The 23,245-nt window shown below is 59.3% G+C and carries 17 protein-coding genes; 2 read left to right on the forward strand and 15 right to left on the reverse strand.

Annotated elements, in window-relative coordinates; genetic code table 11:
• The 11 genes from tssB to LJ655_RS11975 form a co-directional block, all read right to left on the reverse strand.
• Positions 1–534 carry a type VI secretion system contractile sheath small subunit gene (tssB, locus tag LJ655_RS11925; protein WP_230561438.1) on the reverse strand — a complete coding sequence of 178 codons (534 nt, stop codon included), beginning with the start codon at positions 532–534 and terminating at the stop codon, positions 1–3.
• A gap of 220 nt (positions 535–754) precedes the next feature.
• The gene (locus LJ655_RS11930; RefSeq protein ID WP_230561439.1) at positions 755–2,215 is read right to left on the reverse strand and encodes an OmpA family protein; all 1,461 of its coding nucleotides are present in this window, start codon (positions 2,213–2,215) and stop codon (positions 755–757) included.
• A complete protein-coding gene (locus LJ655_RS11935) occupies positions 2,208–2,924 on the reverse strand; it encodes a DotU family type IV/VI secretion system protein (protein ID WP_230561440.1) in 717 nt (238 codons plus the stop codon). Before LJ655_RS11935 ends, LJ655_RS11930 begins: the two co-directional genes overlap by 8 nt.
• 40 nt (positions 2,925–2,964) lie before the next feature.
• Positions 2,965–3,528, reverse strand: a complete 564-nt coding sequence (locus tag LJ655_RS11940) for a fimbrial protein (protein WP_230561441.1) — start codon at positions 3,526–3,528, stop codon at positions 2,965–2,967.
• Between the two features lie 73 nt (positions 3,529–3,601).
• Positions 3,602–6,439, reverse strand: coding sequence for a fimbria/pilus outer membrane usher protein (locus LJ655_RS11945; RefSeq protein WP_268991408.1), 2,838 nt, complete (start codon positions 6,437–6,439; stop codon positions 3,602–3,604).
• Between the two features lie 12 nt (positions 6,440–6,451).
• Positions 6,452–7,216 carry a fimbria/pilus periplasmic chaperone gene (locus LJ655_RS11950; protein ID WP_425605801.1) on the reverse strand — a complete coding sequence of 255 codons (765 nt, stop codon included), beginning with the start codon at positions 7,214–7,216 and terminating at the stop codon, positions 6,452–6,454.
• 99 nt (positions 7,217–7,315) lie between these two features.
• Positions 7,316–7,852 (reverse strand): fimbrial protein, encoded by a 537-nt coding sequence (locus LJ655_RS11955; RefSeq protein ID WP_230561444.1) that lies wholly within the window; start codon positions 7,850–7,852, stop codon positions 7,316–7,318.
• 254 nt (positions 7,853–8,106) lie between these two features.
• Positions 8,107–8,757, reverse strand: a complete 651-nt coding sequence (locus LJ655_RS11960) for a response regulator (protein WP_230561445.1) — start codon at positions 8,755–8,757, stop codon at positions 8,107–8,109.
• 766 nt (positions 8,758–9,523) lie between these two features.
• Entirely contained in the window at positions 9,524–10,951 is a 1,428-nt protein-coding gene (locus LJ655_RS11965) for a basic amino acid/polyamine antiporter (RefSeq protein WP_230561446.1), read from the reverse strand.
• Positions 10,952–11,019: 68 nt separating this feature from the next.
• The gene (locus LJ655_RS11970) at positions 11,020–12,456 is read right to left on the reverse strand and encodes a basic amino acid/polyamine antiporter (RefSeq protein ID WP_230561532.1); all 1,437 of its coding nucleotides are present in this window, start codon (positions 12,454–12,456) and stop codon (positions 11,020–11,022) included.
• A 561-nt stretch (positions 12,457–13,017) separates the two neighbouring features.
• The gene (locus tag LJ655_RS11975) at positions 13,018–13,401 is read right to left on the reverse strand and encodes a hypothetical protein (RefSeq protein ID WP_230561447.1); all 384 of its coding nucleotides are present in this window, start codon (positions 13,399–13,401) and stop codon (positions 13,018–13,020) included.
• A gap of 1 nt (position 13,402) precedes the next feature.
• Here LJ655_RS11975 and LJ655_RS11980 point away from each other — a divergent pair, with 1 nt between their 5' ends.
• Positions 13,403–13,540: a hypothetical protein gene (locus tag LJ655_RS11980; RefSeq protein ID WP_230561448.1), complete on the forward strand. Its 138-nt coding sequence runs from the start codon at positions 13,403–13,405 to the stop codon at positions 13,538–13,540.
• Between the two features lie 2,386 nt (positions 13,541–15,926).
• Here the strand turns inward: LJ655_RS11980 and LJ655_RS11985 are convergent.
• Together LJ655_RS11985 and LJ655_RS11990 are read right to left on the reverse strand one after the other, a co-directional pair.
• A complete protein-coding gene (locus LJ655_RS11985) occupies positions 15,927–16,901 on the reverse strand; it encodes a ParB/RepB/Spo0J family partition protein (protein ID WP_230561449.1) in 975 nt (324 codons plus the stop codon).
• Positions 16,898–18,109 carry a ParA family protein gene (locus LJ655_RS11990; RefSeq protein WP_230561450.1) on the reverse strand — a complete coding sequence of 404 codons (1,212 nt, stop codon included), beginning with the start codon at positions 18,107–18,109 and terminating at the stop codon, positions 16,898–16,900. Before LJ655_RS11990 ends, LJ655_RS11985 begins: the two co-directional genes overlap by 4 nt.
• A gap of 1,053 nt (positions 18,110–19,162) precedes the next feature.
• Here LJ655_RS11990 and LJ655_RS11995 point away from each other — a divergent pair.
• Positions 19,163–20,566 (forward strand): replication initiation protein, encoded by a 1,404-nt coding sequence (locus LJ655_RS11995; protein ID WP_230561533.1) that lies wholly within the window; start codon positions 19,163–19,165, stop codon positions 20,564–20,566.
• 104 nt (positions 20,567–20,670) lie between these two features.
• On the opposite strand, the gene LJ655_RS12000 is transcribed toward LJ655_RS11995, so the two are convergent.
• Positions 20,671–22,167, reverse strand: a complete 1,497-nt coding sequence (locus LJ655_RS12000) for a GntP family permease (protein WP_230561451.1) — start codon at positions 22,165–22,167, stop codon at positions 20,671–20,673.
• Positions 22,168–22,169: 2 nt separating this feature from the next.
• Entirely contained in the window at positions 22,170–23,213 is a 1,044-nt protein-coding gene (locus LJ655_RS12005) for a patatin-like phospholipase family protein (RefSeq protein WP_230561452.1), read from the reverse strand.
• Positions 23,214–23,245 lie beyond the last annotated feature (32 nt).

The raw sequence follows: 23,245 nt of genomic DNA on the forward strand, positions 1-23,245 counted from the left end.
TCAATCGTTAGTCACCGGCTCGTCAGCGGATGCCGCCCGCGGCTTCGGCGCCTTGGCGAGTGCCTCAAGTAATGCAGGGTCTCTCAAGACCTTGCTGACCAGACCTTCCGCGCCACTTTTGCCATCCATATACGTTTGCAGATTGGCGAGTTGCGTGCGTGCCTCGAGGAGCTGCGCGAGGGCGTCCACCTTTTTCGCCACGTTTGCGGGCGAAAAGTCCTCCATGCTTTCGAACGTAATATCGACCATCAGATGACCTTCGTTCGTCAGCGTGTTGGGCACCGCGAACGCGACACGCGGCTTCATGGCTTTCATTCGCTCATCGAAGTTATCGATGTCGATATTGAAGAACTTTCTGTCACCGACAGCGGGCAACGGTTCGAGTGGCTTGCCCGACAAGTCGGCGAGGACGCCCATCACGAACGGAAGCTCGACTCTTTTCTCTGAACCGTAGATTTCGACGTCGTACTCGATCTGGACGCGGGGCGCACGATTACGTGCGATGAATTTTTGAGAACTGTTGGAAACCGGCATAGTGCTCTGACTTTATTCGCTTAAAAAAGATAGAAAGCGGCAGTACTGCTAACCATTTGGATAAGATTCCTTACCCGGTGATGGTAAGTCTCAACTCCGTCAGAAGATATGGGCCGTTTCCCAAATGTCTATCTTGTTCGCCTGCACGAACGTCCCGTAGGAACTGTGGCAAATATGGAAGCGCGTTGACATCGATCCGAGATCGACGTCTTTAGCGCGTTTATGAGTCGGGAACAAGCGTGATTTCGACTCGGCGATTCGCCGCGCGTCCGTCGCTGCTTGCATTGCTGGCAATCGGACGGGTATCGCCATACCCTTGAATTGCGAAACGCGTGACGGGCAACGACTCGCTGTTGACAAACCAATCCCGGATCGCCCGCGCGCGTGCCTCCGAGAGTGTCTGATTCGCCGTGCTCGTACCCACGTTGTCAGTGTGGCCCGCAATCAGGATCCGCTTGTCCGGATTTGCGCGAATCAGTTCAAGCACGCTTTTTAGGCGGGGCTCCGCACCCGACTTCAGCGTCGTCTTCCCGGCGTCAAACAATGAGAGGTTATCGATGGTTACAGCGGGTAGCGGCGACTGCGCGGCGCCCGATGGCGAATGCCATGGCGCGATCGCCTTTTCGAGAGCGACGTGCAACGAATTTCCCCGGTACAGGCCCCAGCCAGGCCCGGCCGGCACACCGCTGCTCGCATGATGAGTCAGTTCCTCGGAGTGTCCGCCTAATGATTCAAATCGCTCAGGCTTCACGTCTGCGTAGGTAGCAGGTTTGTGCGTGTAGGCCTCGAGATCGTTGGCGACTCGCGTGACCCACCGGTTGTTCGACCATGCCGATACACCGATCGACACAACCAGGACGCAGAACGACACGGCCACCGCATGCAACGCGCGGTCGTACGGCTTGTACCACCTGGCCTTTCGGGCTCGCACGCTCGCCTTTGGCGCAGTAGCCACGAGCGAAGGCAGAGACAACGGCTTCGGATGTGCCTTCGACGTCATCAGCGGCGGCCGCAGCCCGGTTTTACCGATCAACCATCGCGTCCATGCGCCGGCGCGCATCGGCGGGTGTCCGGTGTCGGTCAACAGCACGCCGCGCAGCGAGAAAGGCGCGGTGTTTGCCAGCGATGAAAGAATCGACAGCAGCGCAACATCTTCTAGCCAGTCGAACACCGCATGTCCAAGTCCGGCACGCGACGCCCGCTCCGGTTGTCCGGCAGTGAGCCATGCCTGGTCCAGTTGTTCCCTGAGCGCTTGCGCATGTTTCCACGCGCTTCCAGCCACTGATGGCATTGCCGATATATCGATGGCATCGCCGAACCAAACCGGTTTCACAGCGTGGTCGCCATTTGCGCCGAGGCACGCGTATATAGCGATATAAGACGGTAAGACAAACGCCTTTGGACCGATGCTTGCGTGGAGTGCATGCCTCCAGCGCGAGAACTCGCGGCGAATCACGGCGTCATCGCAATCACCGTCAGGAACGAGTGGGATCAGCACGGCATCCGGAGGACGTTGATACGACTCCATCACCGCAGTGATCACGCCGGACAGCTCCTCCGTGGTCCGAACAGGCAGCCACACGGCATCGCCGTTGCGTCGCAATGTGGATGCCTGCCCATCGCGCGCAAACAGCGCGCTGGCATGCGGCCCGATGACGAGAACAATCGACAACTCACGCACGTTGCCACCAAAAACATTGCAAATGCTTCCTCTGGATCGGGATGCTCTGCGTGGCCGGTGTTTGCGCCGAACAACGTATCGCAGCGTCCAGACCAAGGTCGAGCGCAGTCCATAGTGACGCGACAGCAATCGCGCCAGCAATGACGCCGCAAGCTGTGCCACGTATGCATGATATGCGGCGCATGAGCGGCCGTCGAGGCGAGTTGGTCAGGGTGACGGTGGTTTCCCCCGGGGCGGGTAGGGATAACACCGCTATGCCACGCCTATGCGAATTTAACGCCGACTTCAACCGTTCGAGACAGGTTGTGGCGTTTGCTCGTCCCCCGTCGAAGCCCAGCTCCAGCAAGACGCTGTAGAACTCGAATCGGGCTACGTCCTGACGGTTATCGTTCACCACTGCGTCGATCCGTTCCCATACCCGTGCGGCCCCATCGCGCACCCCGTGAAAACGCGTCTGCAACGGGTCAGCCAACCATTCCTCGTGTTGCCGGGAGGGCAATGCATGCAAAGTCAGTTCATCGAGCAGAACGCATTGCGCGAGGCTGAATTCCCGAATGTCCGTTGCCGGTAAGTTTCGGTCCTGCATGTCCTGCTGTAGCGTCCCGACCAACGTGCTACAACGCGCACGCCAAAAAGCAATGGCCGGGATCTCCGCGCCGCCGGACAGCAGTGCTGCATGCAACGCGGTCGATCGCATCAGCGCGACCATTGAGTCAGATGTCATGAGAAGATTATTCCCGGCGGCAACGTCAAGGCATCTCGACGACATAGGTGACGAACGTATTGACCATACCGGCTGTGGCTCGCCCGGTTGCGTAGTAGCCGGCGATGAAATCGACCGACGTCGGATCCGTGGACGTGATTGGAATGATTTTCATCGTGGACCGGTCGCCGACCTTGATCCGCGTTCCGTCCGCATTGGCCAACATGACCTGCACATTGGTTGCCGACGTCCCGCCCCCCGCGTTCTGCAGGGTCAGGTTTCCTGTATTGGGATCGGTCGAGGGACCGCTCTCGAAGTAGACGCGCGCACCCGTCACGCCGCTCGCGCATTGCATCGTAATGGTGAAGACCTTTGTGCCGTTGGCTACCGGGCCGGCCGTCGGCAGCGACTGCGTCGAGAGCGTCGGCAACGTGACCGTCATGTCAGGCGAGCTGATCAGAGAACATGTCGTCGCGTTATAGGTGCCACTAAAATTGAGCTTGACCGAGGGCGAGCCTTGCGCATGTACTCGAATGGACCCCGACAGCGCGCCGGCAGTCACGCCGAAAACAAGTCCGGCAATCCGAAAATATCTGCAAATATGTTTCATTTCCTGACCTCCACTGTCGGCGGAATCTTCGAAGCCGCAGCGCTGGGGCTACCCAAGCATCGGCCTTTGCACTTCAGCGAAGAGAACTGACGAGCGCCGCGCCCGCTGAACGTTGCGCCACGGGCTTTGCCGGCGGAGACCAGATGAGCGTTGGATCACAGCTCAGCTTGATGCGCGCCACGATTCCCGCGTGCTGACTGCTGTCCCGCTTGTCGTCGTCCGGCACCGAGTAGGGCATCACGCACTGCTGCGCTGCGCCGTTGCCCCAGCGCACCAGCAGCTTGCCCTCGTGCTCGAGGCCGCGCAGGTACGCGAGCCCCCCCTGGCCGACGATACCCACCGATTTTTCGGATTCGTCGAACAGCTCAGTGCCCATCGGCATGGCTTTGCCTTCGCGATCCGAGACTTCCGCGAAAATCGGCGTGCCCTGTGTGGTCGCAATCTTCACCTTCACGAGCGAATTCGCACGCGGCACGACTTCCTCACTCGTGTTGCCCAGTTCAACGTCGAGCGGCACGTCGCTTGGATCCAGCGCGACCGTGTTGACGCGGTATGGCGTCAGCGAAGACACCACTGCATAGCCATTTGCGTCAATCCGCGCCCCCTGACCATTGATGACCCGGCCACCATCCGCCCCTTTCGCCTCGACTAGCGCGAACGCCTGGCCAAGCGGCGGGCTCAGCGTGACGCCGCCACTGTGAATGACGACCGCACCGTCGGCGTTGAACGCGGCCTGACGCGTCTGATTGCTGATCGATGCGTTGCCGTTGTAAGTACCGAACGGCGCGCGATATATCGCGTACCCCCCCGCGGAAACGCTCCGATTTTCGCCGGAGACGATGCGCGACGCATTGACGCCGTAGCTGAGTGGCGTGGCTCCGGTCGTGTTGCCAGACGCCGTGGCCTGTATCGTGCTGTCTCCGTTGGAGCTGCGCGAAAGATTGGTGGTTAGATAGTCGAACGGATGATGCTCGTTCGAGTCCACCTTGCCCAGTGGAATCGTGAGATTCAAACCCACTTGCGTGCTGATCTGCGAGTTTTGCAGGCGCGAGCGTTGCGCATATAGCGAATAGGACACCCGCTTGTACGAGCTGTTGAAGCCAATCTGATACTGAAGGTCGTAGCCTTTCGATGAGCCCCAGTAGTTCTGCGAACTGCCGGCAATGTACAGGGAACTCGACTCGCCGATTGGCTGATTGATATTCAACTGCAGACGGCTGCGCGTGCGGTAGTCGTACTGGCCCGTAGTGTTTCGTGGGTCATAGCGCGCGTACATCGCGTCGCGCAGACTGTAGAAGTGTGCGGTCGAGTAGCGATAAGCCGCAACGGAGAAATTCGTGTTCGGTCCGGGAAGAAGCTTGCTGTAGCTGATCCGGGTACTGTAGCCAGGACGGCCACCCGAGACGCCGGGGATATTCGTTCCCGACGTGGTTACGTCGAGCGCGAATGCCCCGGCCGGCGTATTGAGCGCGACGCCGATCAGGGCCGCCCAGTAACCTTCGGAAAACTGGGCACCGGTGTAGCCGGTCAACAGGTTTGTCAGGCCGCGCTGATAAACCGCCTGCGCCACCCACGGATGGTTATTCAGCACGGTATCGCGATAGACACCGGTTGTCAGATTGAATCGCGAGACACCTGGCCGGAGCAACTGCGGCACGGACGCGAACGGCACGAGAAAAGTTCGGCGACGCCCGTCGGATTCCGTAATCGTGACCTGAAGATCGCCGCCGTAGCCGGTAGCCGGCAGGTCGTTTAGTTCAAACGGCCCGGGCGGCACGCTAGTCTCGGCCACGATGATGTTGTTCTGGCGCACGGTGATGCGCGCATTGGTATCAGCCACACCACGCACAACCGGCGCATAGGAACGCATGGAGTCCGGCAACATCCGGTCGTCGCTGGAGAGCTGGACGCCGCGCACATTGAATGAGTCGAAGACATCGCCGCTCGTCGAGCTGTCGCCGATCGTAAATTGACTCTTAAGCGCCGTGACGTCGTGCTGTGCAAACAGTGCAACACTTTGCCAGTGCGTGCCGGAACCCCGGTTCTGCCAGCTTGCGGTGGACCACTGGCGGAAACGCCAGCCATTCACGTTGATCCCGCTTTGCAGACCGAGATAGGCACTGCTGAAATCTCCGGCGCCACTGTTCTGGTGAGCGGTATAGCTGGCGAGACTGTATTGCACGAGACCCGCGTTGATCCCGTTGTCCCAGCGCGATGGATCGACGTACCCTGCGGCCTCCTTGCGTAATTCGATCTGCGGAATCGACAGATCGAGTTGCAGATCCGCGGTGTTGAACGACGCAACCGATCCTGGCACGGCTTCCGCCAGCGGGATACATTGCAGTGATGGGTCCGCGTCCTCGAAGTTGCTCTTTCCGGCTTCCTTTAGGCGCTCGAGCACGCGCTCGGTATCTACACCAGCCCGGTCCAGGCTCGACATCGTAAAGCAGGGCGCGGCGATATCCGAACCCGCTACCGCCTGAAAAAAAACGTCGAAGCGTCCGCGCTTCTTGCCGTTGACGAGCAATTCGAGCGGATAAACACCGGGAGCAACGGGATTACCTCGCGTATAACGCGACAAATCGGCGACGTTGCCTGTAAAGAATGCTGGATTGAACTCAACTTCCTGCGGAGCTTCGGCGGAAGGCACGTTCGAAGTCGGTATGGTAGCCGACGCATCAGTACGCGCAGCCTCTCCGTTGGCAGCGACTGCCTGTTGTGGTAACTCGGGCACTGCGCAGTCGTTTGACGACTTTGTGGACGAGTCCGATGCACATGCGGCGACCGCGGAGTTCGCGGAAAAGACCCAACCCGACGCTACGATCGCCGCCCAAGCCAGTGGATGGAACCTGAACGGGACATTACCGAGTACTGTTTCAACCGCCGCCTTACAATTCCGCACGCCCAACATCCCGTATTCCAATTATTGATTTCTTTGCGCTTGCGCGCTTTGAGCGCTGCCGAGTTCCGCCGAGTCCTTGATCGCTGTACCGAAGTCGTTTAGAACCGTGTAGGAAACTGTGGCAGGAACTTTGATATCGAGTTTTCCTTCTTGTGGAAGGAAATCAACGTGCCCGAACGGTGGAGCCATATTGGGCACAAGAACGACCTTCCTGTTTGCCGTTTCCACTTCAGCCGAGCCGACTGAAATGTAGTATGGCGAAGGATTTTCCAGGCGAACGACACTTTGACCCTTTTCGTCCGACTCGATATGCCACTTCAATTGCGCCCGCCGGGCCGTTGGGTCATCCAGCAACGACTCGGGACGGTAAAACATTTTGATACGCGTGCGGAACGCGAGCTGGATCATGTTCCGGTTATCAGCGTCCTTAGGCTTTGGCGGTACTTCCAGCACGTTCAGCCAATAGACTGATTCACGGTCTTTCGGCATGTCGCCACCCGCGAACATGATGCGCAAAGCCTGACCTCTGTGAGGCTCGACTCGAAATACCGACGGCAACAGCGTGAACGGCACCTTGATTTCATTCGGCGCGGCCGCCGCATCGCCATCGTCCAGCCACGCTTGAACCAGAACCGGACGGCTGTCAACGTTGTTCAAGCGGACATTGACTTCGCGGTTTTGCGCCGGATAGACGACTCGCGTACCGGTAATGGTGATAGCAGCCTGCGCAGAAATCGTGGCCACACTGCAGGCAACCGCTGCGGCCAACCGGACAGGAAATTTCATTGAAGACATTCGCTCCTCCACGCGACAGATAAGCGGAATGTCGCTTCGGGCTGCCTCCGTAATAGAAATGCAGCCCGATGCCATTCGGCTTGAGTTGATTTACTGGTATGCCAACGTGTAGCGAACCACAGCAGTCACGAAACCGGCTTGGGTCTGGTTTGTTGCGTAGTACTGGCCACCGTAGCTCATCGTTGCGGTACGGTCGGTCGCGATAGACACGAACGAACCGGTGCTACCCAGCAGAATCGGCGTTTGGCCATCGCTGTCAAGCAATTGCACTTCGACATTTTTGGCAGGTGAAGCTGTTGCCAGGTTAATGGCATTTCGCGTATTCGGGTTCATGTTCGTCGTCTCGAAATGCGCCGCGACACTGCTCAGCGAGGCCGGGCACTGCGACACCGAAATTTCGAACATCCTGGAGCCAGCGGTTTGGCCAGCCGCAGCCAGCGACTGCGTAGACAGGGTCGGCAACGTGACGGTCTTGTCTTCGTCACCGGCGTTGATCACGCAGGTGTCGTCGTACAGTTCGCCGTTGAACGTGACTTGACCCGTGCCCGGTGCAGTTTGAGCGAAAACCATCGGCGCGACGGACAGGCCCATCAGCGCGATCATGAGTTGCGTGACTTGTTTTTTCATCAGAGTCCTCTATGTTGCTATTTGAAAACGACAAACCCTTGTAAGGCCGATGCTTCCGGCGATCGTCAAGGCAGAGAAATGATGTCATTGAAGCGGGTCATTGTTAATGGGCCGATACCCAAAATGAAGTACCACATGGATCAGCGAACGAAACAGCCGTCGGTTTCTCTGGCCGGACCGATCACACGATCAGCAATGTGTGGGAGAAGGTGCGACGAAAATCACAGGCTCGGCCCGAAAGAGGGCCGCATTTGTCAAGAACAGGACCACCCGCGCACGATCGCGGCGAGTTCCACGTCATTTTTGGCACCGAGCTTCTTCATGCCCGCGTTCTTCTGATTGCTAACGGTCTTGCGACTTCGATTGAGTCGCTCGGCGATCGCGCCGATCGACATTCCGTTGCATATCATTCGTATGACTGTCGATTCTCTTTCAGATAGTAAATTGAGAGAGGATTGGATTTCCGCTGCTCGCCCGGTTGCGGACAAAACCTTGTTTGCAATGGAATCGGGCAGGAAGACGCTCTTGTTTTTCGCGGCTCGAACGGCAGTGGTAAGGCTGACAAAGCCCTCGGGTCCCTTACCGACGAAGCCGGCCGCCCCGGCATTGAGTGCAGCCGAAATGATGTGCGGCGAAGAATGTGAACTCAGAAAGACAACTCGCACGGTTGGCGCGACACGCCGAATCCGGTCAAGAAGGCTGAGACCGTCGGCATACGGATCCCCTTCGAATTCGTAGTCGCACACAAGAACGTCAACCGGCACTTCAACTAGCAGTTCGAGCAAGCGACCAATGCTCTCGCTTTTGAGGCAGACCTGGATGTCTGGGCACGGCTGAAGAAGATGCTCGACGCCGAGGAGGATGAATGGATGATCGTCGGCAATACCGACTCTTATTTTGTTCACTCACACTCCATTGCAATACTGGTGAAGACTTTTTCGTACCAAAACACATCATGTTTTCTTGCCAAAGTGCAACGTCACTGCACGCGGCTTTGTGACGCGAAGAAAGCGGGATATTGCACCCATGCTACTAACGGACCCATTCAAGCCCGTCTGTTTTCACAAGCTACCGGCCGCCGCATTTGCTCGGACCAAGTCGGGAGGTCTCAATAGCGAAGGCCGGGCAACAGACATCGTCGAATGCAAGAAGGCTTTTAGCGCATTTCAAAGAGTTCCTTGACCATGCCGACAGCCGTTTCGGCTTGACAGAAATTAAAGATTCGAACGACCATTTTTTAAAACAATGAAAACTCGATGAGAAGGTCGCTGCGTCTTTGGAGATCAAGCAATTCTTCCCATGCAACGTGGCATGGATCAACAACGAAGGAGAGAGAAATAGAGCAGCGCACCGCACTCGTCAGTGAGAAATTGAAACATCCTCGCCTAGGACACAGTCAGATTGTACGAGACACCAAGAACAGAAAATTCAGCGAATTCCGATATGTCTTGTAGGAACACAGGGGTCGCGGCTTGCCCGATTACGGTCGAACCGTTGCCCTATGCAGCGGTGCCCTGACCGGCGGTCATCGAGTGATAGCCGAGGCTGTCGCATGCCCGACGGATTCGATTCGAACAAAAAATTCGAATAACAAGATGCGAAAATCCATCAGTAGACTTAAGCTTATCAAGGCTGGGATTGCCAAGCGTAGGAGCGGCCCTCAACGGTACCTTAGGTCGCAAAATGATTGCGCATGAGATCCCCAAACGCGGCTAGCGCCGCGAGCGCGACCACGATAAACAGCCAGCGTTCACGCGGCGTAAACACCGGCGATGTCCCCTTGCGACGCTCGGCGATGTAAAACCACGCGGTCGCGCCCGTATAGAGCACGGTGGACATCAGCAAATAATGAAGACCGCCCGCGTACACGAGAAATAGCGCGTAGAAGCAGCCCGCCAGCGCGAGCATGAAATCGATGCGCCGCGACCACGGCTGCCCCGCATACGATTCGCCGCTCGATGCGAGCTTCAACCCGTAACCGGCGACCAACAGGTACGGGATCAGGTTCATCGACGTCGTGAACTCCTTGGCCAACGTGAACGCTTCCTGCGAAAACAGCGTCACGATCAGAAACGCCTGAATCACGAGACTCGTCATCCATAGCGCGGCGACCGGAACGTGGTTGCGGTTTTCTCTCGCGAGAAACGCTGGCATCGTACGGCTCTTGCCTGCCGCATGCAGAATCTCGGCGGCGAGCAGCGTCCATGCGAGATACGAACCGAGCACCGATATCAGCAGACCGAGCTTGACCACGACCGCGCCCCAGGCGCCGAGCGCGGCGCTCAGCACGCCGGCCATCGACGGATTTTTCAGCGCGCCCAACTGCTCGAGCGGTAACACGCCATACGACAACAATGTCACGATGACCATCAACGCGAGCACGCAGAGAAAGCCGAGCACGGTCGCAACGCCGACGTCGCGCCGCTCGCGCGCATGACGGGAATAAACGCTCGCGCCTTCGACGCCGAGAAACACGAAGACCGTGCCCAACATCGTCTTGCGCACCTCGCCGAACAGACCGGCCGCCGACTGTTCCGGACCGGTCCAAAGATTCGCGACGAACAGTTGCCATTCGACACTGGGTAGCACGAGCACTGCGAATAACCCAATCGCGAGCAGTTTGGCGACCGTCATCGATGCATTCACCAGGGACGAGCCCTTGACGCCGCGCAGAATCAGAAAGTGGAATACCCAGATCATCAGCGAGGAACTGACGATCGCGCTCAGCGTATTGCCGGCGCCGAAAGCGGGCACGGCGATCGCGAGCGCCGACTTGATCAGAACGAGATAGGTCACGTTGCCAAGACAACTGCCACACCAGTAGCCGAAAGCCGACAGAAAACCCGTATACCGTCCAAAGCCGACGCGCGCATATGTATAGACGCCGACGTCCAGCTCGGGCTTGCGCCAGGCGAGTCGTTGAAAGATCAGCGCGAGAGTCAGCATGCCGGAGCCCGTGATGATCCAGCTGATCAACGATCCGACGACGCCTGTATATTTGCCGAGCGCCTGCGGCAATGAAAAGACCCCCACCCCGACCATCGAGCCGATCACCATCGCCATCAGGCCCGGTGCCGAAAGTCTGACGCGCTTGTCCATGTTGCGATCGCTCTCCCGCGAACACGTTTTGGTCCACCCGCGCCTGCGCGGCTACGCTAATCGACCGCTCAGATGACAATGGCGCCCGTCGTGAGGCCGATCAGCGCACCAATCGCGCCGCAGGTCGCGACGGCAAAGATGACCCACTCGACTTTCGAAAACACCCGCAGGCGGCGCTCGCGTCTGGCCGCCACGTACAGGATCGTGCCGGGGGTGTAAAGCAGCGCTGACAGCATCAGGAACTTCGGACCTCCCGCGAACAGCAGAAATGCCGTGTACAAAGTCGCTAACATGGCGACGAAATACTCGGTGCGCAACGCGCCGCTCAAGGTGCCCCCGGTCTGCTCGCTATCGTGGCGCGCGGCTTTGACGCCGTATGCGGCCACCAGAAAATAAGGAATCAGCGCCATCGAGCTCGTCAGATTGAGCATCAGCGCAAACGCATCGTTCGACCAGTACGTGCTGATCACGAACATCTGCACGACGCTACTCGTGAGCCACACCGCGGCGGCGGGCACACTGCGCTCGTTCTGTCGCGTGAAGATGTGCGGCATCGTCTCGAGGCGCGCGGCGGCGAACAGCACTTCGGCGCAGATCAGCGACCATGCGAGGTATGCGCCCAGGATCGAAATGATCAGACCGACACTGACGAACACGATGCCGAACGGGCCGACGAGCGCGCCGAGCACCGCGGCCATCGACGGCTGGCGCAACACCGCGATGTCGGCACGCGGCAAGCTCGCGTAAGGCAGCAGCGTCACGAGCACCAGCAGACACAGCACGACCGCGAAGCCGGTGATCGTCGCCGCGCCGACGTCCGAGCGCTTTTTCGCATAGCGCGAGTACACGCTCGCCCCTTCGATGCCCACGAACACGAAAACGGTGACGAGCATCGTCGCGCGAACCTGCGAGAAAAGACCCGCGCCGATCTGAGCGCTGCCTTCCCACAGATTCGCGCGGAACATATCGGCGCGAAACAGCGCGATCAGCATCACGATGAACAGCACGATAGGGATGACCTTCGCGACCGTGACGATCGTATTGATCATCGTCGCCTGCTGCACGCCGCGCAGCATCACCAGATGAAACAGCCAGATGCCCACCGACGACACGATGATCGCGGTCGCCGTGTTGCCTTCGCCGAATGCGGGCACGAAAGCGCCGAGCGTCGACTTGATCAGCACCCAGTACGACACATTGCCGAAGCAGCCGGCCATCCAGTAGCCGAATGCGGACAGAAAACCCGCATAGTCGCCGAATCCCGCTCGCGCGTACGCGAACACGCCGGCGTCGAGCTCGGGCCGCCGCTGCGCGAGCGCCTGAAAGACGCGAGCCAGCGCATACATGCCGATACCCGCCACGCACCACGCAATGACCGCGCCGGACGGTCCGGTCGCGCGCGCGAAATTGCGCGGCAACGAGAAAATTCCTGCGCCCACCATTGAGCCGACGACCATCGCGGTCAATGCGGGCAACGACAGTTTGGTCTCGGCCTGGGTTGCCATCGTCCACCATTCGGAGAAGCTGCTTACTTCCAGAAAGGGACTCACGCGGAGCAGGCACCCGCACGCTGCGCATCTCCTGTTCGTCCTCCCGACTGAAGCCAACGGCATTACCGGCACCAGACTGCACCATCGTTCGCGGAAGCTTCCGGTCTGCTATCCGCTTGTTCCATTTCTTTAGAAGCCCGTACCCTTGCTACGCATCGATACCATTCATCGCGCATGCGAGGTCAACCTTGATGGTCGTCGTAAATGATCGCTAGTCCTATTCTAGACAGCGGACCATGGCCGATCAACGCATCGGAGTGCCGTGACACTCGCCCTGCTCGCCCGCAGTCTTCTGTTCGGCTGCGCAATGGTGACCGTCGGCTCGCAAGGCCCCGTGCAGTACATCGCGATGCGCCGCGGAGATAAGCTGTACACTGGCCGTTTGACTGTCGCGACGCGCGATACGCTGCACCGACCGGCGATCGTCATGTCTCGCGGAGTTGTCGTTGGAGATGGCCGTCAAGCACACCGCGGTCAGCACAAGGGAATGGGGCGACGCGCAATTCGATCTGTGGCTCAAGACCGCACGATTCGCCTATGCATTTTTTCCTCGGTCAGCGCACCGTCCGCGAACGTGCACTCGAAAATCGGCAGACGCAGGTGCGCGACTATTACAACTATGCGGTGCAGGAGCTTGCCTCGCATGATGTCTTGCTGTCCGTGTACGATCGGTTTCGCGAAGAGAATGGCGAGTGACATGGTCAGACGGTGGCGCTCTGGGCCAGCAGCCTGATTGGACGCGGCCGCGGCATCGATTCGCGGCGCATCTACGTGATGCAACAACTCGATCCCAATCGACGAATCATTCTGGTGCTGCACAGCCTCGCGAGCAGTGCTCAAGCAAGGGTCAGCGTCGCCGACGATATTCAGGTCGATGAAGCGCTTCGCCAGGCTTTTCAATGTGGCACGTCCGCTCCACTTCCAGACCAACGCGTCGATTCTGGTCAACCTCGCGCGCATCCGGCGCGCCACACAACAGACGCTCGCGCACTTCGATCCCGGCGGCACGGCGCCGGCGCGCACCGATGCCTCGAGTTGAGCGCGCGATCTTTATCGCGGCGCCACATTGAGGCGCGCCATTCGGGAGCAATCGATCGCACTGGGCGGCGAAGCTTGTGCGTCTTTCGCTCGCGAATGTTTGGCGCGTAGGAACGTCCCTATCGCGGCGCACATCTTAAGGGCCGCTGTCGGAGAAAGTGATCTTGGTTGGGTACAGCGTGCAGTAGACGGCGCAGGCTATCCTCGAAATCCGACGGCTCTTGCATGAGGACATCGCGCAGATCGAGGAGTCCGGGAGCGTGGGCAGAGGCGGGATTGGAGAAGCGACGGCTGAGGGCGCCGGGTGTCCGTGGTGCCGGGTCGAGCGTGGGCCCGCTCGCTGCCGCAACACTTTGCGCGGGTCGGCGGTGGAGGGCAAATGCCGGATGTAGAAATACTCCAGCACTTGAGCGCTCGATGTCGTTCGGCCGACAACGGTACCGAAATGCTCAAAATGGCGATCGCGGCAGCCAAAAACTACTTGCTACAAATTACGTATTAAATACTACAAATCACAGAGGCTAGCGTAGGTATTTGCGCGCCCTGTCCCGTTTTCCGGGAGAGCTGCGGAATTGCGTATGGATTTAATCATTTTTCGTGAAACAAAGGCGGATTCCAATAAAAAACACCTGTGAAAACAATTGGTTGCGAGCTACTGAAGCTGTGCGGCGATGTTTCACGGCGCGTCTGGCGGTGAAATTGGCCGAAGAATCGAGGATTCGCGCTTGTATCGGCTAAGACCTGCTGCTTTTTCGATACTTAGTTCGTGAACGACGACGTTTTGATATGGCCCCATATGATTGCGTCGCGCTGATCTGCTACTGCCAAGTTCGCTGAAGTCTCTGCCGGCAGGTCGCGTGGTGCCTAGCAGCGGCTTGCAGTGCGGGTCGCGTGGTTCCGATGTGTCTTCGTTTTCGACAGCGGATGGCGGCAGTTCGAGTTGCGATGTTTAACATCTGCGGTCATCGTGAGGCGGCCTCCCCTTTCCCGGCGTGCATCATCGCAGGCCCATCCGGTTGAAGCGGCATACGAATGGAACGAGGACCAAAGCTGCAAGTCCTGCGACTTTTTGCTATTGGACTGTGCGCTCGTTATTCAAACGAGAAAGGGCCATGGCTGGCAGGATCGCGAGGCAGAGTTCGAATGCGATGATCCCCGCATCGTTCGAGCCGGCGACTCAGTTCCGCACTGTCCCGGCAATGCGTGAGGGTATGACGCGGCGGGGAGATCTGGTCTGGGCCATCGCGCGGCTTAGCGCAATCGCGTTGCCGACTTTGCTGTGATGCGGAGCGACGAAAGTATGGACAAACGTTCCGTGTCCGAGAAGTGTCCGCCATTGGCGTGGTGGTCGTGTTGAAGGAGACCAGCGGCGACCTTCAATTCTTCGGGTTACTCGAAATCTCGCGCGGATACCATTCGCGAAGAGCTTGATCGCTCCGATTGATGTGCGATTTCGATACCCGGTTCGCCGTGCTCTAACGCGATTGCAACTATCGCCTCCGCGCGCACTGGGCCGTCCTCCGCGGACTTGTTCATCGCATGTGGTCCCCAGGTGCAAGCCAGATACAGTACGCCTCCAGAAAAATGTGCCCGTGCTCGGTCGTCGTTGCGGATTTCGTCGCGAACCGAACTGAACGGACTTCCCTATAGAGAAGCCGCTGGTTCTTTTGCGTTAGATAGGCGGTCAACGGTTGCCCTATGTACAACCGTTGACCGCGTGCCGCTGAATGATGGCGCGCCCGTGCGACGCTTGACTCGATTTGTAGCCGGGGGCTCTGCGACGGGCCACGATGTCGTGGACGCGGAGCTTTATGGACAATCGCGGCCAATGCATGAGTCGCAATTTGACTGGCCTATCGGCCGATCCTTCGAATTACGGGCTTTAGCGAAGGTGCGCCGTACGGGCGACGCATGACTGTGGAATCTTGCTTCGGGGGAAGTTTTCGGTCAACGGCGTGAAGGTCGCTCGCGCGCTGTCATCCCATTGGTCATTTAGCGACTAAACATTGTGGGTGATTTTCGTCCTGGCAGATGCGCAGTCGCAGCGACAAAATCCCGCGAAGGGCCGCCTCAGCAATTCTGAGCGGTTGGCGTTTCGCGGCCGCCGATGGGTTCGGCTAGAGGCGTCGAGCACACATTCCCGACACTTACGCCCCGCTGTTCGTATCTACCCGTACATCGAGCTGAATATCCCGGACGCTCATTGACACCGCTGCTGCGCGCTCGCGCCGATGCACGTAAGGCGGTAGAGTGTCTAGACTCTAGACACTCGAATGGCGCCCCAGGTAGTGTCTAGACTCTAGACACTCCTCCGCAGCCCCGTCCCCGCTGCCCAATAAAAAAGCCCGCATCAAGCGGGCTTCTCCATACTGCCAAACAACCACCAATCAGTTTGTCTTCGGCTGCGACTGGAACATCTGGCCGATCAACTGTCGTATCTGAATTTCCTGCGCCTCGGTAATCACCCCGGTCTTGATCTTGATCGTGAAGTTACTAATGTCCTTCGTGATGCTCCCGGCGTGCTCGCGGCCCGCAAAAAACTTCTCGATACTGCGCCCGCTGGTACCGGTCGACGTCGTCTGCTGCGTTGCCAGCGCGGTAATCGCCGCAGCAACCTTGCCCTGATCCATTTCCCCTCTCACCAGGAGTGGCCAGATTTCCCGGGCCGCCTTAACGCCATTCTCGCCATGCTTTTTGATAGCCGCCGCAATGGCTTGCGCCGCGGTTCCGCCCAGTAGGCGCGGCTGGATATCGAGATCCTGCTTGATGAAGTCCGGTAGATTCTCGAACGAGAGGAATTGATATAGACCAGCGCGCGACAATCCCATCGCTTCCGCCAGCCGCTTTCGATTCGGGAATTCTGTTTCCGAGCGACGGATCGCAACACCGATCTCGTAGTCGGTAAGATCATCGCGGCTGATGTTTTCGACCATCGCCAGAACGGCCATGTCCGAATCGGAGCAATCCGCGACCACCGCCTTGATCGTGTCTAGATCCAACATCTTGTGTGCACGCCAGCGCCGCTCGCCGGCAACGATCTGATAGTCCTCCGCTACGCGACGAACGACGATCGGCTGCATCAGCCCAACCTCGCGAATAGACTCGGCAAGCTCCGCCAGCTTCGCCTCGTTGAATACCCGGCGCGGCTGCCAGGGATTCGGCAAAATACGAGCAACCGGGAGCTGCGACGCGACGCCGGTCGATTCCAGTTCCTGCACGCGAAGTTGCGCAACGGCCAGCGCGCCGGCCAACCCAGGCGCCGTTTGTGTGCGGTTGCTGCGCTTTACCTCGTCCTCGTTGATCGACGAAGTCTTGCGAATGCCGGACGTCTTGGCCAGCAACTGTTCCCGCATATTGCTCATTGCGCGTTCCTCCATTTTTCCGAATAGATCTCGTCGATCCAGCGACAATAGTCGACGAGAGGCTGCCGCACCCGTTGCAGCGACTTAGCCGCGCTGTGGTTGCTGCTGATGTCGAAGACGGTCGAGAATGCCAATGCCCCAGTGCTCATCACCGAACTCGCCGGTACCTCGATGGAATGCAGCCAGTTTTCGTACGCGCTTTGCGCCCATGCGCGCACGATCGGCGCAGACGAGTTCCTCCCGTAATCGACCCGCGACAGCACGAGCGACACGAAGTCGTATTTCTTGTCCTTCTCGAATTTAATGAAGCTTTTGGACACGTCCGAAAAAAGCCGCCAGAAAGATAGCGAGCTGATGAAATCCAAATTCTCCGGCACCATCGGCATCACCATCGAATCCGCGGCCATCAGCGCGTTCAGATTGAGATACGACAGCGACGGCGACGTATCCATCAAAATGTAGTCGTACTTCTTGCGCAGCGGCTCAAGCCCCTGACGAAGCACGGTCCAAAAGCGGAAACCCGGCCGGATCTTTTGCATGGCGGGCAAATGGAACTCTGCGCCGATCAGTTCAGTGTGCGCGGGGATCACGTCGATACCATCCCAGTAGGTCGACTGGACCCGTCCTTCCAGGCCACCTTCGATGTCCTGGTCGTACACGTACGGCAACACCGTATCTTCGGGCGTCACGTCTTTTTCCGCGTACAGGCCGCACAGTTCGGAAAGCGACGCCTGAGGATCGAGATCGACCACCAACACTTTGCGTCCCCGCAGCGACAATCCCTGGGCGAGGCACATCGTCGTCGTCGTCTTGGCAGATCCGCCTTTGAGCTGAGCCGTGATAATGATCTTGCCGTCTGGCTCCTTCAGGCGCGTGACCAGCGGAGTCTGGTAGATGTCGGAGATCTTCTGCACCCAGATCCGCGCTTCCTCCAGCGTGAAGGTCCGGGTTCGGCCCGTGCCGGCCGCCGTTCCCGAAGGCATTTCTCCGTCGCCTTTGGTCGCGAGATACTGAACCTGCGAGTGTGAGATGTTGCACATCTCGGCAATCTCGCCAGTCTTGAAAACGGGAGCCGTTTTACGAGGACGCGGGGCTAGGATCGTGTCGCGCAGTTCGTTAGTGAAAATGGTGACTTTTTCTGCGAACTGACTGATCTGCTCAAAGTGAACAGTTCTGTCCACGGCAGGAAGTTGGCTCGTTCTGACCATTCTGAGGTTTTTCCATAAAATTCCGGAAACCTCAGAATACAGGAAATGCTTGAAAATAGCTTTTTAAATTACTGTTTTTACGCAGATTTTTTATAGCCTTTCGCATTTTCGCATCGTTTGGGCCGCCGAACCGCGCGCTAAGGTCAGCCAGTCTCGATAATCCGAGGTGTCTGAAAGCACAAATGACCTCACCTTCCCCTTCGATTCTCCCAACGAAACCACCGTGCCTGCTTAAAATCCAGGCCCGTGGTGAGGTCATTTGTGCATTTTCTCATTTTCACGCTTCCACCACAGCCGCATCCAGCACAACCAACCTCACCTTTCGAGAGATTTCGCCGTGCCCAAGCCGGCACGTTGGCGACTCACCGCACCAATGCACAATGAACCTCACCTACCAAAACATCCGAAAGCAGGGGAAGACAGGTTCGCTCGAAGCACACTTCCGGCATTCGCGAACCCCCATCCCCTTAGACGCACAACCAACCTCACCGTCGAGTCAGGCCCGCTCCGCTTCCATTGACGATTGCACAATCAACCTCACCATGCTGCGCTGCGCCATTTTCTGGCGGCATTTGTTTCCCATGCCGGTTGGTTCGTTTTTTTTAAAACGACAGCAAACCAACAAACCTACACGGAGCCCCGATTTTCAATCCATTCAACAAGTTAAGGTCCCAAAGGTGAGGTACGTTGTGACAATGGTGAGGTCTGGTGTGTCCAGAGGTGCGGTTGGTTGTGCAGCAAGGTGAGATCAATTCCTCATCAAGGTGTGGTTCGCTGTGCTTGACCAAAGCACCAACGCCCAAAGGTGAGATCGGTTGTGCGCGAGCGCGGCAACATGAGCGGAGGGGCCGCCGCATAAGGCTTCGCCGAAGGACGTGCCTCCCTTGAAGGTGAGATTCTTTGTGAGCATGGTGAGGTTCTGTGTGCGAAACCGCGGAGTGAGCGCCTAACCGGCAGCTTCGCCGCGGCCGTTCTAATGGTGAGGTTCTGTGTGTTGACAGCTCACCACCGCGTGCTTACAGTCCCGTGAGCGAAAAAAAGTGGATGAAGAATATGGCCGCGGACCATCCGGAAGAGGGCAAGTCGAAAGCGACGTCACGGCAGATGGCGCTCGCGCTGTTCGAGGACATGTTCGATCAGGGGTTGCGCATCAACGAGGCCAATCGCGAGATCGGTTATCAGCGCAACGACTTCTTCACCGAAATCGTCAACATGGGGCTGCCGGCACGGCGCTTTCTCGATGCCGCCTACTTTATCGTCGCGCAGGAGCCCGAGCAGCGCGACCAGTACGACGTCGAACTCAACTATTTCAAGTGGTTGATGCGTTACGACAGCCGCAACTTGAAGCACCTGCGCACGATCGCCGACGAAGCCCAGAACGCGAAAGTCCGCGTGACGAACACGCCGGCGGACCGCGATCCCAGCGAAGACGATCTGTGGGTGCAGGTTCAACTGATCGGCATGGTCGGCTTTCATCGCGGACGCATGCGTTTCGACGTGCATCCGCGACTTGTGCCGCATATCCGCGATCCGCAGAAATCGCACTGGCTGAGCTTGCGCATTTCCACCGCGTTCACGCGTAGTCTCGCCCGCGCGGTCTACGACAAGGTTTTACCTCACGTTCCAGCTGGACGCACCGACTGGATCCAGCTCGAGGAAATGCGCAACTGGCCCGGCAAAATGGGCGCGAACGCGGCCATCTTCAAGTACTTCAAGCGCGACTGGCTCGAGCCGGCCGTACGCGAGATCAACGATGTGTCGGACATCGAGCTGTCCTACGAGACCCGCACCGCATCCACGACGTCGAAGAAAATCGACCGCATCCGTTTTCTGCTCAAACGCAAGGACACCGCCGACGCGGTGCTCGCCAGCCTCGCGGATGCGAGCCATCTGTACAAGATTCTCACCGACGAGTTCGGTCTGTCGACCAAGCAGTTCAGCGAGATATCGGAGAACCGCGATCTCTGGACCGACGAGCGTATCCAGCAGGCCGTCGAATACACGCGCTTCAGAATCAAGCGCGGACAGGTCAAGAAGAGCCCCGCGGGTTATCTGATGCGCGCGCTCCGCGACAACTGGAAGATCTCGGACGCCGAGCGCACGATGGTCGACGTGCAGGCCAAGCTGCTCGCCGACGAAGCGCAGGAACAGGCGGTCAAGACCGAAACGAGAAAGACCGTGGAGCACAGCATCGCTACGCGCGAAGAAGAAGTGCGAGCGCGTATGAACGACGATTCGCGCAAGGGCCGCGACCATTTCAACGCCGCCGATGCGAAGACGCGCAAGGAACTGATGCACGCGTGGACGACCTCCCGCGAAGGCAAGCTGATGCTGCGTAGGATGAAGCTCGAACCGTCGACAGTCAGCGAAGACGCGATCCTCGCAAATACCGAGCTGGTCTGGTATCTGGGGCAGTTCGTGTTTGGCCGCATGAATGCGGCGCGCGCGTCGGCGTGACGTCAGCCGGAAATCAGCCCATACCGAGCCGATCAGTAAAAAGAGGGGCCGTGCACTGACGAACAGCAACGTCAGCGCAAGACCCCCTTGATACTTCAGAACGCTCAGAACGACCCGACCAGCGAGCCCAGCACGATTACCACGGCCAGCGCGAGCAGCGCGCCGAAAATCGCAACGATTACGATGTCGCGGTAGCTTTCCCGGTGCGTCGAGCCACAGACGGCGAGCAGCGTCACGACCGCGCCGTTATGGGGCAGCGTGTCGAGTGTGCCGGAGGAAATCACGGCGACCCGATGCAGCAGTCCCGGGTCGATGCCGTACTGCGCGGCCAGCTGCAGATAAGTGTCGCCGAGCGCGTCGAGCGCGATGGTGAGACCGCCGGAAGCCGAGCCGGTCAACGCCGCGAGCAGATTGGTCGCGACCGCGAGCGATACGAGCGGACCACCGCCGATGCCAAGCACCCATTCGCGCACGAGTGCGAACGCGGGCAGCGCGGCGATCACCGCGCCGTAGCCGACCAGACTGCCGACGCTCATCACCGGCAGCACCGACGCATTCGCACCCGCGCTGACGGTCTCGCGCAGCGCCCGCAAGCGGTGCCGGTTGAGCAGCACCAGCACGACGATCGCGACGATGAGCGCCACGCTCACCCCCCACACGCCACCGACTGCGGCAAGCGAGGTCTCGCCCCAACGCGCTTCGCCGAGATAGTCGGCGTCGATGCGCGGCAGCACGATGACGTTCATCACGAAGTTCGTCAGCACGACGAGCACGAGCGGCGTGACCGCGACGCCGAACGACGGCAGATTCTCGCTGACGCACCCGCGCTTCGCTTCCTCGGGATCGAAACTCTGCGATACGCTCGCGCGTTCACGCACGAGGTTGTCGCTGGCCGGCGGCGTGGCGGATTTCGCCGTCGTGCTGAAGCCGTCGAACCCCTCATTGCGTGCCGTGGCGCGCGACTGTTGCAGGGACAGCCACCAAAGCCCAAAGGCTAGCATCACGATACTTGCGATGATGCCGAGCCCGGGCGCGGCAAACGGCGTCGTGCCGAAGAACGGCATCGGGATCGCGTTCTGGATCGCGGGCGTACCGGGCAGCGCGGACATTGTGAACGTCGAGGTGCCGAGCGCAATCGCGGCCGGCATCAGACGGCGAGGAATATTGGCGGCCTGGAAGAGGGCGGTGGCCATCGGCGCGAGCACGAAGAACGCAACGAAGAGGCTGACGCCGCCATAGGTGACGAGCGCGCCACCGATCACGACCGCGAGAATCGCCCGATGCGCGCCGAGCTTCTCCGTCATGTAACCGGCGATTGCCTTCACGGAGCCGCTGTCTTCCATCAGCTTGCCGAACAGCGCGCCGAGCAGGAACAACGGAAAGAACTGCGCGAGAAAACGCGCAGCGCTGAGCATGAAGGTTTGCGTCCAATGCGCGAGAATCGGTTCGCCCGAAATCGCGGCGGCGAGCATGGCGGCGAACGGCGCGAGCAGCAGCACGGTCCAGCCGCGATACGCGAAGCCGATCAGCAGCGCGAGACTGGCGAGCATGCCAAAGAGGCCAAGACCGATCGCGAGCGGTGACAGGGTGATGGCATCCATGGTCAGACTCCGTCGAGCAACGCGTCGAGATCCATCGAGGAGCGCACGCCGATCGAATCGCCGTGCTCGGTCAGGAACGCGTCTGCGGCACGCCGGCCCTCGTCTCGCAGCATCGTCAGAAAGCTCCACTCGGCATTCAGCTTCGACGAGTAGCCGAGCTCGGTCATCACTTCGCTCGAGATCCGATGGATGCGCATTGCCGCCCAATGGCGGCCTTCCTCGCTGCCGGCGTCCGCCGTGCGGCGCAGCAGGGCGATCATGCGCAGCTCCTTGAGCAGCGGCGCGTTGAAGGCGACCTCGTTCAGGCGGCTGATGATGTCGCGCGCGGTGCGCGGCGTTTCATGGCGCTCGACGGGATTGACCTGGATCAGCAGCGTGTCGCTCGACGTGCATTCGCGTACCAGCGGCGTGATCGTCGGATTACCGGCATAGCCGCCGTCCCAGTAGTCTTCGCCGTCGATTTGCACCGCCTGGAACAACGTGGGCAGACAGCCGGAGGCGAGCAGCACGTCCGGCGTCAGGTCGCCATTGCGAAACACGCGTGCCCGGCCGGTGCACACCCGCGTCGCGGTGATGAACAGCTTGATCGGCGCGTCGCGCAGATGCGCGAAGTCGATCGAGTCCTGCAGGATCTTCGCGAGCGGATGCACGCCGCGCGGATTCAGGTCGTAGGGCGAAAACAGCCGCGCCGCCAGATCCATCGCGATGAAGAGCGGCGAGTAGTCGAGCGTCCAGCGGCCCATGATTACGTCGAACGGACTGCGGCGAAACGGGCTGAACACCGACGCTTCGAACACGCGTCGCCAGAACGCATCGAGCGCCGCGCGTGCGCCGGCCGCACCATTGAGCTGATAGCCGCTCACCAGCACTGCGGCGTTCATCGCGCCGGCCGACGTGCCCGATATGCCTTCGATCTGCAGCCACGACTCTTCGAGTAAGCGGTCGAGGACGCCCCATGTAAAAGCACCGTGCGAACCGCCGCCTTGCAACGCGAGGTCGATGCGGGCGGGTTCGCGGCGCGCAGGTTGGGATTTTGTGGCAGCCAAGACGACTCCCGTAGTGAGGAGTGCTCCGTTTC

Origin of the sequence: Paraburkholderia translucens, assembly GCF_020881035.1 — a bacterium.
GTDB classification, from domain to species: Bacteria; Pseudomonadota; Gammaproteobacteria; order Burkholderiales; family Burkholderiaceae; genus Paraburkholderia; species Paraburkholderia translucens.

What these genes read in the sequence shown, in the direction of transcription:
- tssB (WP_230561438.1), bottom strand. Translation starts at nt 534, where the DNA reads ATGCCGGTTTCCAACAGTTCTCAAAAATTCATCGCACGTAATCGTGCG.
- LJ655_RS11935 (WP_230561440.1), bottom strand. Translation starts at nt 2,924, where the DNA reads ATGGTCGCGCTGATGCGATCGACCGCGTTGCATGCAGCACTGCTGTCC.
- LJ655_RS11940 (WP_230561441.1), bottom strand. Translation starts at nt 3,528, where the DNA reads ATGAAACATATTTGCAGATATTTTCGGATTGCCGGACTTGTTTTCGGC.
- LJ655_RS11945 (WP_268991408.1), bottom strand. Translation starts at nt 6,439, where the DNA reads ATGTTGGGCGTGCGGAATTGTAAGGCGGCGGTTGAAACAGTACTCGGT.
- LJ655_RS11950 (WP_425605801.1), bottom strand. Translation starts at nt 7,216, where the DNA reads ATGAAATTTCCTGTCCGGTTGGCCGCAGCGGTTGCCTGCAGTGTGGCC.
- LJ655_RS11955 (WP_230561444.1), bottom strand. Translation starts at nt 7,852, where the DNA reads ATGAAAAAACAAGTCACGCAACTCATGATCGCGCTGATGGGCCTGTCC.
- LJ655_RS11965 (WP_230561446.1), bottom strand. Translation starts at nt 10,951, where the DNA reads ATGGACAAGCGCGTCAGACTTTCGGCACCGGGCCTGATGGCGATGGTG.
- LJ655_RS11970 (WP_230561532.1), bottom strand. Translation starts at nt 12,456, where the DNA reads ATGGCAACCCAGGCCGAGACCAAACTGTCGTTGCCCGCATTGACCGCG.
- LJ655_RS11985 (WP_230561449.1), bottom strand. Translation starts at nt 16,901, where the DNA reads ATGAGCAATATGCGGGAACAGTTGCTGGCCAAGACGTCCGGCATTCGC.
- LJ655_RS11990 (WP_230561450.1), bottom strand. Translation starts at nt 18,109, where the DNA reads ATGGTCAGAACGAGCCAACTTCCTGCCGTGGACAGAACTGTTCACTTT.
- LJ655_RS11995 (WP_230561533.1), top strand. Translation starts at nt 19,163, where the DNA reads ATGGCCGCGGACCATCCGGAAGAGGGCAAGTCGAAAGCGACGTCACGG.
- LJ655_RS12000 (WP_230561451.1), bottom strand. Translation starts at nt 22,167, where the DNA reads ATGGATGCCATCACCCTGTCACCGCTCGCGATCGGTCTTGGCCTCTTT.